Raw genomic sequence first — 12,682 nt, 5'->3', positions numbered from 1 at the left:
GTCGGGCCGTGGGCCAGCCGTGGAACGTCTTCGTCGAGGGCGACAACCTCGACGTGCTACCCCGGGTGCCGGAGCTGGTCGGCCGGCCGGTCGACCTGGTCTACATCGACCCGCCGTACAACACCGGCAACGACTTCGCCTACCACGACGACTTCCGCTGCCACGCCGCGTGGGTGGAGATGATGCGCCCGCGACTGACGGCCGCGCGCGAGGTGCTCGCCGAGACCGGCGCGATCTTCGTCAGCATCGACGACCACGAGGTCGCCCATCTCCGGTTGCTGATGGACGAGGTGTACGGCGAGCAGAACCTGCTCGCCCAGGTCGTGGTGAACCTCAACCCGAAGGGGCGCCAGCTCGGCAGGGGTTTCGCCACCAGCCACGAGTACCTGCTCGTGTACGCCCGCGACGCCCGTCGTACGGTCCTCGACGCGGCGACCCACGAGACCGTCGACCCGAGCGACTTCCCGTTGGAGAGCGCGGATGGCCGGCGGTACCGGCAGCTGCCGCTTCGCAACACCAACAAGAAGTTCAACCCGGTCACCGCGCGTACCCTGCACTTCACGGTGTGGGGCGACCCCCAGACGGGCCGGGTCGCGACCGTGCCGTTCGAGGGGGCCGTCGAGATCGGGCCGGTGTTCGGCGACGGTACGCCGGCGGTGTGGCGGTGGAGCCGGCCGCTGATCGACCAGCGGCCCGACGACCTCGTGTGCCGCCGGGTGAAGGGGCGCCTGGGGGAGCGGGTCGACGTGTTCCAGAAGGACTGGCTGCACCCCGTCGCCGCCGGTGGCGTCCCGGGCGTGCGGCGCAAGAAGCTGCGCACGATCTGGCTCGCCGAGGAGGTCGGGTCCACCGACACGGCGGTCGCCGAGCTCAAGGAGGTCGTCGGGCACGTCTTCGAGTCGCCGAAGCCGACCGGCCTGCTCCGCCGGATCCTCGGCACCATGCCCGGCGACGCGGTCGTGCTCGACTTCTTCGCAGGCAGCGGCACCACCGGTCACGCCGTCGCGCTGCAGAACGCCGCCGACGGCGGCACCCGCCGTTGCGTCAGCATCAACTCCGCGGAGCCGACCCGCGAGGGCTCCAACGCCCGCAACGCGGGACTGCGCACCGTCGCCGACATCACCCGCGCCCGGCTGCGGGCGGTCGCTGAGCGGGTCGGCGGTGGGTTCGAGGAGGTCCGGCTCTAGACCCCGGCCGCCTTCTCCAACGCCCGGACCTCGTCGTCGAGGTGGGTGAGCAGCCGCTGCAGGTGGGGGACGGTCCGGCGGCAGCCGATCAGCCCGAAGGCCATGTTGCCGTCGTACGACGTGCAGGTGATGTTCAACGCCATCCCGTTGATCGGGATCGAGAGCGGGTAGGTGCCGACCAGCCTCGCGCCGTTCCAGTAGTGGGTGGTGCGCGGGCCCGGCACGTTGCTGATGATCAGGTTGTACGGCGGCCGCACGATGCCCTGCATGCGGAGCATCGGCGCGACGATCGCCGGGGCCTGCCCGAGGGCGCTCATCACCAGGATCTGGGTGGGCGTCATGCTCGACAGCGCGTCCTTGCCGTCCTTCATCGACCGGTGGATCGCGCGGAGCCGGTCCGCGGGGTCGACCAGGTCGGTGCCGAGCCGGCACATGACCGCGCCGATGGCGTTGCCGCCGTCGATCGAGGCGATGTTCGACTCCTTGGCCTTGAGTCCGACCGGCACCATCGCGACCAGGGGCGCCTCGGGAAGTGCCTCGTGTTCGAGCAGGTAGGCGCGGACCGCGCCGCTGCACATCGCGAGCACCACGTCGTTGATCGTGGTGCCGGTGGCCTTGCCGATCGCGCGGAGCCGCTCGATCGGCCAGTCCTGGGCGGCGAACCGGCGGGACCCGGTGATCTTCTGGTTGAACAGGGTGCGTGGCGCGTGGAGGGAGATCGCGGACGTCTCGTTGCGAACGCCCTTGCTGAGGGTGCGCACCAGCGCGCCGGGCAGCCCTGCGGCCTCGGCGGCGATGCCCAGCCCCTGGCTCAGCGCCTGGCGGACGACGTGGGCCGGCAGCTCGGCGAGACCCGGGCTGCTGCCCCCGGCCGCCGCGGCGGCCTGGTTGCGGCGGGTGCCCGCGTCCCAGGGCGCGGGCATGTCGCGCTGGTCGGGGTCCGTGGTGAGCACGCCCTGCAGCAGCCGCATTGCCGAGATGCCGTCCACCAGCGCGTGGTGCGTCTTGGTGTAGAGCGCCACCCGGCCGTCGCGCAGGCCTTCGATGACGTGCGCCTCCCACAGCGGCCGCTCCCAGGCCAGGCGGGTGCTGTGCAGCCGGCCGGCCAGGTCCAGGAGCTCGCGGATCCGGCCGGGCTTGGGCAGCGCGCTGTGCCGCACGTGGTGCTCGATGTCGAACTGCTCGTCCTCGACCCAGACGAGCTGCCCGGCGGTCGCCACCGACCGGTGCGGCCGCTTGATGAACAGCGGCGCGACCTCGGAGACGTCGCGCATCGCCTCGTACATCACCCGGCCGTAGTCGCGCCCGGCGCCCTCCGGCTTCTCGAACAGCTGCAGGCCGCCCACGTGCATCGGCATGCTGCGGTTCTCGGCGAGCAGGAAGCCGGTAGCCGTCGGGTCGATCGGTGAGACCACGCGCGTCCCCCACTCGTTGTGTCGCCGTTGTCGTGGCGTCCGACTATGTCCGGTCACGCCGGCCGCCACAAGGGGCGTCGCTCAGTCGTGCTTCTTCCCCGGCTCCTCGTGCGGCCCCTTGCCGTGCCCGTTCTCCCACCCCTGGCCCTGGGCGGATCCGGGGCCGTGCTCCTTCGGGTTCTGCCGGATCGCGGTCGGCTTCTCGTGGGGCTGCGGACGGGTCGCCGGCGTCGGCATCGGCGACGGGGGCACGGCCGAGGTGGGCACGACGACCACCCACAGCGTGACGGTCGCGGCGCCGTCGTACGGGCCCGGCTCCGGTGACTGCCTGACCACCTGGCCCGGGACGCCGCCCGTGGTGTCCTCGAGGATGGCCTCGAAACCGGCATGCTCGAGGATCCGGACGGCACGCTCTGCCCGCTTGCCCACGACTGCGGGGACCTCGAGCTCGGACGCTCCGGCCGGCGGCACGTCGCGGCGCTGCAGGGCCAACAGGCCGAGGCTGCTTGCCAGTACGACGGCGGCCGCGGCGATCGCCAGCAGGCGTTGCCGATTCCACCTCGACCGCGGCGCCGACGGCGGCGTGGGCAGCGGCGGCGGCAGCACCGGCCCACTCCGATGGGCGGTTGCCGCGCGGTCGGCCACGTCGGCGGCCGAGGGTCGGTCGTCGGGCTCGCGCGCGAGCATCGAGGCGACCAGCCGGCGCAGCGGGGCGGGCACCGATGCCGGCAGCTCGGGGGCGTCCTCGTGCAGGCGGGCGAGCACCGTCGCCGCCTGGGTGTCGCGGTGGAAGGGCGAGGCGGCGCTCAGGCTCTGGTGCGCGACCACCCCGAGACCGAACACGTCCGACGCGGGGGTCGCTCGCTGGCCGCGCACCTGCTCGGGACTGAGGTAGTCGGCGCTGCCGATGATCAGGCCGGTCTCGGTGAGCGGCTCCATGGAGTCCGAGCGGGCGACGCCGAAGTCGAGGAGCACCGCGCGGCCCTCGGGCGTGACCAGGATGTTGGACGGCTTGAGGTCGCGGTGCACGATGCCCGCCGCGTGCGCCGCCTCGAGGGCGCGGGCCACGTCACCCACCAGGGCGGCCGCCTCCTCGGTCGGGAGCGGCCCCCGCGCGCGGAGGACCTGGGAGAGCGGGGTGCCCTCGACCAGCTCCATCACGACGTACGGCGTCGGGCCGGTCGCGCCGGCCTCCTCGCCGTAGTCGAAGACCTGCACGACACCGGGATGGCGCAGCGTGCCCGCGAGCTGTGCCTCGGCGCGCAGCCGGGACCGGGTGACGTCGTCGACGTCGCGGCCCTCGTGCAGGGTCTTGATCGCCACGGTCCGGTCCAGCCGGGTGTCGTGCGCGCGGTAGACGGTCCCCATCCCGCCCGCGCCGATCCGCTCGGTCAGCCGGTACCGGCCGCCGAGGAGGTCTCCCTTGTCCACCCTGGGGCGGTACCCACGGGTCCGGCCGGTGAACCGTCCCGACGGTCCTGGAGCTGGCGATCCGAAGCTCTGGTCACGGCCGGCGCGATGGCTGCGGGACTCATCGGAGCCCGATGTCCCGGCACCGGTTGATCGGGGGCGCGTGGCAGGATCCCGGGCATGGAGGCGGGGCCGCTGGACCGGATGTGGGACCGGAGCCGGACCTCGGTCCGGGCTCGGATCCGCCGGCTGCAGGCCAAGTCCTTCCAGATCGCGCAGTGTGCGCTCGCCGCCGCGGTCGCCTGGTTGATCGCGGCCGACGTCCTGGGCCATCCCACCCCGTTCTTCGCCCCGGTGGCCGCCGTGGTCGCCCTCGGCACCTCCTACGGCCAGCGGCTGCGCCGGGTCGCCGAGGTCACCATCGGTGTGGCCGTCGGCGTCTTCCTCGCCGACCTGCTGGTGGTGTGGCTGGGCTCGGGCTGGTGGCAGATCGGGCTGATCGTCGCGCTCGCGATGGCGGCGGCCTTCCTGCTCGACGGCGGCCAGCTGTTCGTGACCCAGGCGGCGGTGCAGTCCATCGTGGTCGCGTCGCTCGTCCCGGACCCGGGGGCGGCGTTCACCCGGTGGACCGACGCGGTCGTGGGTGGCGCGGTCGCACTGGTCGCGGCCACCGCGGTGCCGGCCGCGCCGCTACGCCGGCCGCGCGAGCAGGCCGCGGTCGTGATGCGCAAGATCGCAGCCCTGCTGCGGGCGGCCGGTGAGGTGATGGACGACGGGGAGGCGGCCCGGGCGCTCGACCTGCTCGCCGACGCCCGCTCGACCGACTACCTGATCCGCGAGCTCAAGGACGCCGCCGACGAAGGCCTCTCCGTGGTCGAGTCCTCGCCGTTCCGGATCCGCCACAAGGGCGACCTGCGCAAGATGGTCGACCTGGTCGACCCGCTCGACCGGGCGCTGCGCAGCACCCGCGTCCTGGTCCGGCACACCGCGGTCGCGGCGTACCGCCGGCGCCCGGTGCCGTCGTCCTACTCGCTGCTCGCCCTCGACCTCGCCGACGCGGCCGACCGGGTTGCCGACGAGCTGGCCGCGAACCGGATGGCGGCCGCTGCCCGAGGCGTCCTGCTCGTGGTGGGCGAGGCCACCGGGCAGGTGGAGCGCACCGACCTGCTCACCGCCGAGGCGATCCTGGCCCAGCTGCGGGCGGTCGTCGCGGACCTCCTGATGGTCACCGGGCTCGACCAGATGGAGTCGACCGAGGCCCTGCCCCCGCCACCGCGATGAGCGGCCGGACCGCACCGGGCTGGGTGCTGCACGTCGACCTGGACCAGTTCATCGCCGCGGTCGAGGTGCTGCGCCGGCCGGAGCTGGCTGGCCGCCCGGTGGTCGTCGGCGGCCGTGGCGATCCGACCGAGCGTGGGGTGGTCGCGACCGCGTCGTACGAGGCGCGGGCGTTCGGGGTCGGGTCCGGCATGCCGTTGCGGGTCGCGGCCCGCAAGTGCCCCGACGCGGTCTTCCTGCCGGTCGACAAGGAGGCGTACGACGCCGCCTCGGCGCAGGTGATGACGACGCTGCGCGGCCTGGAGTGGGGCGGCGTACCGGTCGTGCTCGAGGTGCTCGGCTGGGACGAGGCGTTCCTGGCGGCGGGCGAGGACCACGGCGAGCTCGGCAACCCCCGGGAGTTCGCCGAGCACCTGCGCGCCGAGGTGCTCGCCGAGACCCGACTGCACTGCTCGGTCGGGATCGGCGACAACAAGCTGCGCGCGAAGATCGCCACCGACTTCGGCAAGCCCCGCGGGGTGTGGCAGCTGACCGAGGCGGACTGGTTCCCGGTGATGGGGGAGCGGCCGACGACCGCGCTCTGGGGCATCGGCGCCCGGACCGCGAAGAAGCTGTCCGCGCTCGGCATCGACACCGTGGAGCAGCTGGCCCGATCCGACGCCCGCGTCCTCGCCGCCGAGCTCGGGCCGACGATGGGCCCGTGGTTCCACCGGCTCGGCCGCGGGGTCGACACCAGCCCCGTCGACGCGACGCCGTGGGTGCCGCGGGCACACGGGCGGGAGGAGACCTACCAGGAGGACCTCGAGGACTGGGACCGGGTCACCGAGGAGGTCCGGGCGCTGACCCGGAGGGTGGTCGACGACATCGACCGCGAGGGGCGTCCGGCCGCGCGGGTGGGGATCAAGGTCCGCTACCGGCCGTTCAGCACGGTCAGCCGCAGCCTCACCCTGCCCGAGCCGAGCAACGATCCGGCCGTGCTGGAGGACGCCGCCGTCTCGTTGCTGGAGCGCGTGGAGCGCGGCCGACCCGTCCGCCTGCTCGGCGTGCGCCTCGAGATGGTCGACCCGCCCGAAGGACCGCTGCGCTGAACGGGTCGTGTGCCTGAGAACGCGCCATGGCGCGTCCTCAGGCACACGACCCGAAAGTTCCGGGCGCCTCAGCCCAGGCCGGCGCGCAGCTCGCGGACGACCGAGTCGACCACGGCGACCAGGTCGCCGCCGGTGCGCTCGGCGACCGCGCGCTGGCGCTGGTACGACGCGCCGCGCACCGGGATCTGCGCCACCTGGGCGAGCTCCTCGCTGCAGCCGAGCCGGTCGGCGACCGGCGCGAGCCGCTCCAGGTGGTCGGCCAGGTCCTCGGTGACCAGCCGCTCGTTGGACTCGGCGTCGGTGATCACGATCGCGTCCAGGCCGTAGCGGGCCGCGCGCCACTTGTTCTCCTGGACGTGCCAGGGCGGCATCGTCGGCAGCGTCTCGCCTGCCGCGGCCCGGGTGTCGAGGTCGACGACCAGGCAGTGCATGAGCGCGACCAGCGAGGACAGGTCGGCGAGGTCGGGGACGCCGTCGCAGATCCGGTTCTCGAGGGTGCCGATGCGCGGTGCGGGCCGGACGTCCCAGCGCACCTCCGAGAGCTCCTCGATCACGCCGGTCACCAGCTCGTCGCCGACGAACGCCTCGAACTCCGACCAGCGCTCGAACTGGAACGGCAGGCCCGCGGTCGGCAACTGCTGGAACATCAGCGCCCGGTTGGAGGCGTAGCCGGTGTCGATGCCGGACCAGATCGGCGAGGAGGCGGACAGCGCCTGCAGGTGGGGGTGGAAGTTGAGCAGCGACGACAGCACCGCCATCACCCGGTCGCGCTCGGGCATCCCGACGTGCACGTGCACGCCCCAGATCAGCATCTGCCGGCCCCACCACTGGGTGCGGTTGATCAGCTCCTCGTAGCGGTGCCCCTCGGAGAGCTGCTGCACGGTCCAGGACGCGAACGGGTGGGTGCCGCCGCCGTACAGGTCCAGGTCCAGGTCGTCACCCGCCGGGACCACCACCTCGAGGGTCCGGCGCAGGTCGGCCATCGCCTCGCCGACGGTGTGGCACACCCCGCTCACGACCTCGACGGTGTTGCGCAGCAGCTCCTTGTGCAGCTTGTCGGGGTCGGGCAACCGGGGCTTGGCCCGAGCGAACAGGTGGGTGGCGTCGTTGCGCAGGTCACGGGTGCGCCGGTCGACGAGCGCGAACTCCCACTCCACGCCGAGCGTGGGCTCGGGTGAGGCGTGGAAGTCGATCCGCATCGCTCCAGCGTTCCACAGCTCAGGGTCCGCGCCGAGCGCCCACCAGGGTGAGCCACGCCTCAGCCGTGCCGTCGTACGGCGCCGCCGCGGTCTCGATCGCGGCGCGCACCAGCTCGCACGAGGCGAGGGCCGCCCGGACCAGCTCGTCGGGGTAGCCGAGCCGGACCCGGTGGTCGGCGAACTCGTCCTCGTCGTCGACCCACACCCGGCCGCTGTTGCCGCGCACCACGTCCAGGTCGAGGTCCACGGCGCGGACCACCGGACCGTCCCACACCGGTGGGGTGGTGACGTCGACGTACACCCGCACCGGGCCGCCCACGGCGTGGAACGTCGCCAGCCACCCGCGCCCGGTGTCCGGACCGGGCGCCGGCACCAGGCCGACCTGGTCGGTGGGGGCGACGTACGTCGCGCCCGGGCGCGCCATCGGGGTGCCGGCGAGGATCCCGAGCCAGTCGCCGTGCTGGTCCCGGCCGAGGTAGTCGGCCTCGAACTCCCAGTGCCGCCCGTCGCGCCACTTGGTCATGACGACGCGCACGCGGTCGCCGGGGCGGGGTGGCAGGTCCGGGCGCGCAACCGAGGTCACGTGGCCTGTCTACCAGTCGGGCTGCCACGATGGCGCCCATGCCGGAGGCGCGCCAGCTGAACCTGACCCTGGACTTCTGTCTGCGGGTCGGCGAGCTGCTGCTCTCCTCGGGAGCCGGTGCCGCCGACGTGACCGCCACCATGCAGTCGCTGGCCTGGCACCTGGGCGTGCGGCACCCGGAGATCGACATCACCTTCACCTCGCTGTCGATGAGCTACCAGCGCGACCCCGAGGAGCCGGCGGCGGTGCTGCTGCGCCACGTGAAGCAGCGCGACATCGACTACGAGGACCTGACCCTGGTCGACCACCTGGTGCGCGACGTGCTCCGCGGCGAGGTCGACCTCAAGGAGGCGCGCAGCCGCCTGGCCCGGATCGTCTCGTCGGGGCACCTGACGCCACGCTGGGCGGTGACGCTCGGCTGGGGCGCGATGTGCGCGGGGGTCGGCCTGCAGCTGGGCGGCGGCCCGGTGATCGTGGCGGTCGCGTTCGTCGCCGCGGCGTGCATCGACCGGCTGCAGCTGCTGATGGCCCGGCGCCGGCTGCCGTTCTTCTACCAGCAGGTGGCCGGTGGCGGCGTCGCGACGATCATCGCCGTGCTGGCCGCCGTCGCCCTGCCCGGAGACCTCGACCCCTCGGTCGCGGTCACCGCGAACATCATCATGCTGCTCGCCGGCATCGGGTTCATGGGTGCGCTGCACGACGCGCTGTCGGGGTTCTACGTCACCGCCGGGGCGCGGCTCACCGAGGCGCTGCTGGCGACCGCCGGGATCATCGCCGGCGTGAGCGGCGGCCTGACCCTCGCCGAGGTCCTCGGTGTCGACGTGGGGCGCCTGGACCCCGGGGCGGCCGCCGACCTCAAGACCCTCTCCGTGATGGCGCTCGGCGCGGCGATCTGCGGCTCCGCGTTCGCGTTCGCGTCGTACGCCCCCCGCCGTTCGCTCCTGCCGATCGGTGCGGTCGCGGCCGTGGCGATCGTCATCTCGGGCTCCGGTGCCCTGGGCGGCCTCGGGCGGACCTGGCCGACCGCGCTGGCAGCGTTCTTCGTCGGCCTGGTCAGCTACACCGTCGCCGGCCGGATGCGGGTGCCACCGCTGGTCGTCGTCGTCCCGGCGATCGTCCCGATGCTGCCCGGCCTGTCGATCTACCGGGGCCTGAGCCTGCTCACCGAGGGCGGCGGGCAGACCTCGGACGGGCTGCTCGCGATCATCACCGCTGCGTCCGTGGCGATCGCCCTCGCCTCGGGCGTGATCCTCGGCGAGTACGTCGCCCAGCCGCTCAAGCGCGAGGCGCACCGTCTGGAGAGCCGGTTGGCCGGGCCGCGGCTGGTCGGCCCGCTGCGCACCCGCACCTCCCGGCGCGCCCGTCGCGGGGCCAAGGACCGGGACGAGTAGCCGGTCGCGTCAGACCGCGGTCGTCTGGTCGGGCAGCACCCGGCCGGCGGCCTTGGCCAGGATGTCCTGGTAGCGCGACCCGGTCAGCTTGGCGAGGTGGTGCACGGCGTGGGCGTCGAGTCCGACCAGCACCCGGGCGCGGTTGTGCAGGATGCCGCGGACGATGATCTCCGCGGCCCGCTCGGGTGTCATCTTCGCGAGCTTCTCGTCGAAGAGCCTGGCCGTCTTCTCCTTGTCCTCACGAGACGAGACGCGGGCGTTGCGGGCGATCGCGGTCTTGATGCCGCCGGGGTGCACGACCGTGACGCCGACCGGGTGGCCCGCGATCAGCATCTCCTCGCGCACCGCCTCGGACATGCCGCGCACGGCGTACTTCGAGGCGTTGTACATGCTCTGACCGGGCATCGAGACCAGCCCGAAGAGCGAGGAGATGTTGACCAGGTGGCCGTCGCCGGAGGCGATCAGGTGCGGCAGGAACTCCTTGGTGCCGTGCACGACGCCCCAGAAGTTGACCCCGATGATCCAGTCCATGTCGGGGTACTCGAGGTCCTCGAAGTTGCCGGCGAGCGCCACCCCTGCGTTGTTGATCGCGACGTTGACGCGACCGAAGTGGCCGGCGACGTCGGCGGCGTACGACGCGAACGCGTCCCGGTCCGCCACGTCGAGGTGGTCCGAGCGGACCTCGCGGCCCCCGGCCGCCCGGACCTGGTCCACGGTGGCGGCCAGCCCGATGTCGTCGACGTCGCTCAGGGCCAGTCGGGCACCCCGACCGGCGAGGTTGAGGGCCAGTGCGCGGCCGATGCCGGAGCCGGCGCCGGTGACCACGCAGACCTTGTCGTCGAGCGTCCTCATGCGTGGGCTTCCTCTCCCTGGGGCGACGGCTGGGGGATGGTGGTGGGTGCGGCGGCGCGCAGGTGGTAGGCGTCGGTGTCGAAGCGGGCGAGCTGGCGGCGCAGGGTCACCGTCGACTTCGGCCACAGCGTGGTGTTGCGGCCGTGCTCGTCGAGGTACCAGCTCGAGCACCCGCCGGTGCTCCAGACGGTGCGGCGCATCCGCCGCTGGAGGTCGCCGTTCCACGCGTCGTGGGCTTCCTGGCGCGGCTCGACCGCGGCGTACCCGCCGCGCCGGATCGTGCGGACGGCGCCACGGAGGTACTCCACCTGCGACTCGATGACGAACACCATGCTCGAGTGGCCGAGACCGGTGTTGGGGCCGACCAGCATGAAGAAGTTGGGGAACCCGGGCACGGTGGTGCCCTTGTAGGCCGCCATCCCGGAGCTGCGCCACACGTCGGCCAGGGTGCGGCCCTCGCGCCCGGTGACGTGCTCGGTGATCGGCAGCTCGGTGGTGTAGAAGCCGGTCGCCACGACCAGGACGTCGACCGGCCGCTCGACCCCGTCGGCGGTGACCACGGCGCTGCCCGTGACCTTCACGATCGGGTCGGTGACCAGCTCGACGTTGTCGGCGTCGAGAGCGGGGTAGTAGGTGTTGGAGATCAGGATCCGCTTGCAGCCGATCTCGTAGTGCGGGGTGACCTGCGCGCGCAGCTCGGGGTCGGCGATGCCGCGTTCGATGTTGGCCAGGGCCGCCCGCTTGGCGGGCGTCGCGATCTTGGGCTCGATGGTGAAGGCGGGGACGTAGGTCTCCCGGGCCCAGTAGACGGCCGTCCGGTAGAGCCGCTGCAGGCCGGGAACGTGCCGCAGCGCCGCCCGCTCCCACGCGGGGTAGCGGCGATCGTGGCGCGGGATCACCCACGGCGCGGTGCGCTGGTAGACGTCGAGGTGCCCGCCCGTAGCCTCCAGGGTGCGTTGCAGCTCGGGCACGATCTGGATCGCCGAGGCGCCGGTGCCGACGACCGCGACCCGCTTGCCGCTCAGGTCGACGTCGTGGTTCCAGCGGGCGGAGTGGAAGAGCTCGCCCTCGAAGGTCTCGATCCCGTCGATCTCGGGCAGCCGCGGCTCCGAGAGGCCGCCCGCGCCGACGACCAGCGTGGTCGAGGTGACCGTGCGCTCGCCGTCCGGGCCGACCAGCCGGCTGCGCCAGCGCTGCGCGACCTCGTCCCAGGTCGCGTGCTCCAGCCGGGTGTGGAAGGCGAAGCGGTCCAGGGTCCCCGACTCCCGGGCGACCCGGCGCAGGTAGGCCCAGATCTCCGGCTGGGGGGAGAACGACATCGTCCAGTCGGGGTTCGGCGCGAACGAGAACGAGTAGAGCTGGCTCGGGACGTCGCAGGCCGCGCCGGGGTAGGTGTTGTCGCGCCAGGTGCCGCCCACGTCGCCCGCCTTCTCGACCACGAGGAAGTCGGCCTCGCCGTCCTCCTGGAGCCGGATCGCGGTGCACAGCCCGGCGAAGCCGGCGCCGACGACCAGGTGCTCGACGTGGTGCTCGACGTGGTGCTCGCCGGGCCGCTCGACAGGGGAGGGCGTGCGGAGTGCGCTCATGGGGGCCGACCGTACTGGCGTTATTGAAAATGTGTCAATAGAGTGGGGTCCGTGACGACGACCACCACGCGCACCCGGCTCACGCCCGAGCAGCGGCGCTCCCAGCTGCTCGATCTCGGGGTCCGCCTGCTCGCCACCCGCTCCCTCGACGAGCTCTCGATCGATCTGCTCGCCGAGGAGGCCGGCATCTCGCGGGGCCTGCTCTACCACTACTTCGGGAACAAGCATGCCTTCCACGAGGCCGTCGTGCGACGGGCGGCCGACGACCTGATCGCGCAGACCGCGCCGCCCTCCGACGGCGAGCCGATGGTGCGACTGGTCACCTCGCTCGCGGCGTACGTCGACTACGTCGTGGCCAACCACGAGGGGTACCTCTCGCTGGTGAAGGCCGCGGCCGGCGGCAACGAGACGCTGCGCGAGATCTACGAGGAGGCGCGCGCGGCCCTCAACAGCCGGATCTTCCGCGAGGACGCCCAGGGCGAGATCATCCCGGACACCCCGGTGACCCGGCTCGTCGTCCGCGGCTGGTCGGCGATGATCGAGGAGCTCGTCCTCTCCTGGATCGCCGCCCCCGGCGACCTCACCCGCGACCAGCTCCTGGACATCCTCGCCGCCTCCCTGCCCGCCATCGTGGAGACCGTCCCGGAGCGATAGTCCCTGACCGTTGTGGGGTCTGGGATCGCTCCCACGCCG

The 12,682-nt window shown here is 73.0% G+C and carries 11 protein-coding genes; 5 read left to right on the top strand and 6 right to left on the bottom strand.

Going from position 1 to position 12,682, the window contains the following annotated elements; genetic code table 11:
- Window positions 1-8 precede the first annotated feature (8 nt).
- Window positions 9-1,187, top strand: coding sequence for a site-specific DNA-methyltransferase (locus tag NOCA_RS20235; protein WP_011757138.1), 1,179 nt, complete (start codon window positions 9-11; stop codon window positions 1,185-1,187).
- On the opposite strand, the gene NOCA_RS20230 is transcribed toward NOCA_RS20235, so the two are convergent.
- The gene (locus NOCA_RS20230) at window positions 1,184-2,602 is read right to left on the bottom strand and encodes a WS/DGAT/MGAT family O-acyltransferase (protein WP_011757137.1); all 1,419 of its coding nucleotides are present in this window, start codon (window positions 2,600-2,602) and stop codon (window positions 1,184-1,186) included. The genes NOCA_RS20235 and NOCA_RS20230 overlap by 4 nt on opposite strands.
- An 81-nt stretch (window positions 2,603-2,683) precedes the next feature.
- Window positions 2,684-4,033: a serine/threonine protein kinase gene (locus NOCA_RS26065; protein WP_011757136.1), complete on the bottom strand. Its 1,350-nt coding sequence runs from the start codon at window positions 4,031-4,033 to the stop codon at window positions 2,684-2,686.
- A gap of 159 nt (window positions 4,034-4,192) precedes the next feature.
- On the opposite strand from NOCA_RS26065, the gene NOCA_RS20220 reads away from it, so the two are divergent.
- Together NOCA_RS20220 and NOCA_RS20215 are read left to right on the top strand one after the other, a co-directional pair.
- Entirely contained in the window at window positions 4,193-5,293 is a 1,101-nt protein-coding gene (locus NOCA_RS20220; protein ID WP_011757135.1) for an FUSC family protein, read from the top strand.
- On the top strand, window positions 5,290-6,378 hold the full coding sequence (locus tag NOCA_RS20215; RefSeq protein WP_011757134.1) for a DNA polymerase IV: 1,089 nt from the start codon (window positions 5,290-5,292) through the stop codon (window positions 6,376-6,378). Before NOCA_RS20220 ends, NOCA_RS20215 begins: the two co-directional genes overlap by 4 nt.
- Window positions 6,379-6,446: 68 nt before the next feature.
- Here the strand turns inward: NOCA_RS20215 and NOCA_RS20210 are convergent, their stop codons facing one another.
- Both NOCA_RS20210 and NOCA_RS20205 read right to left on the bottom strand, forming a co-directional pair.
- Window positions 6,447-7,577 carry a glutamate--cysteine ligase gene (locus NOCA_RS20210; protein ID WP_011757133.1) on the bottom strand — a complete coding sequence of 377 codons (1,131 nt, stop codon included), beginning with the start codon at window positions 7,575-7,577 and terminating at the stop codon, window positions 6,447-6,449.
- 19 nt (window positions 7,578-7,596) lie between these two features.
- Window positions 7,597-8,160 (bottom strand): DUF402 domain-containing protein, encoded by a 564-nt coding sequence (locus tag NOCA_RS20205; RefSeq protein WP_049774418.1) that lies wholly within the window; start codon window positions 8,158-8,160, stop codon window positions 7,597-7,599.
- Between the two features lie 38 nt (window positions 8,161-8,198).
- On the opposite strand from NOCA_RS20205, the gene NOCA_RS20200 reads away from it, so the two are divergent.
- Window positions 8,199-9,551, top strand: a complete 1,353-nt coding sequence (locus tag NOCA_RS20200) for a threonine/serine ThrE exporter family protein (RefSeq protein WP_140403889.1) — start codon at window positions 8,199-8,201, stop codon at window positions 9,549-9,551.
- A 9-nt stretch (window positions 9,552-9,560) separates the two neighbouring features.
- On the opposite strand, the gene NOCA_RS20195 is transcribed toward NOCA_RS20200, so the two are convergent.
- Window positions 9,561-10,403: an SDR family NAD(P)-dependent oxidoreductase gene (locus NOCA_RS20195; protein ID WP_011757130.1), complete on the bottom strand. Its 843-nt coding sequence runs from the start codon at window positions 10,401-10,403 to the stop codon at window positions 9,561-9,563.
- Entirely contained in the window at window positions 10,400-11,989 is a 1,590-nt protein-coding gene (locus tag NOCA_RS20190; protein WP_011757129.1) for a flavin-containing monooxygenase, read from the bottom strand. Before NOCA_RS20190 ends, NOCA_RS20195 begins: the two co-directional genes overlap by 4 nt.
- A gap of 51 nt (window positions 11,990-12,040) precedes the next feature.
- Here NOCA_RS20190 and NOCA_RS20185 point away from each other — a divergent pair, with 51 nt between their 5' ends.
- Window positions 12,041-12,643, top strand: a complete 603-nt coding sequence (locus NOCA_RS20185) for a TetR/AcrR family transcriptional regulator (protein WP_041548002.1) — start codon at window positions 12,041-12,043, stop codon at window positions 12,641-12,643.
- The last annotated feature ends 39 nt before the right edge of the window (window positions 12,644-12,682 follow it).

This window comes from Nocardioides sp. JS614, from assembly GCF_000015265.1.
GTDB lineage: Bacteria > Actinomycetota > Actinomycetes > Propionibacteriales > Nocardioidaceae > Nocardioides.
Note: the sequence above shows the minus strand (reverse complement) of the source record. Positions and strands in the feature narration are given on the sequence as shown.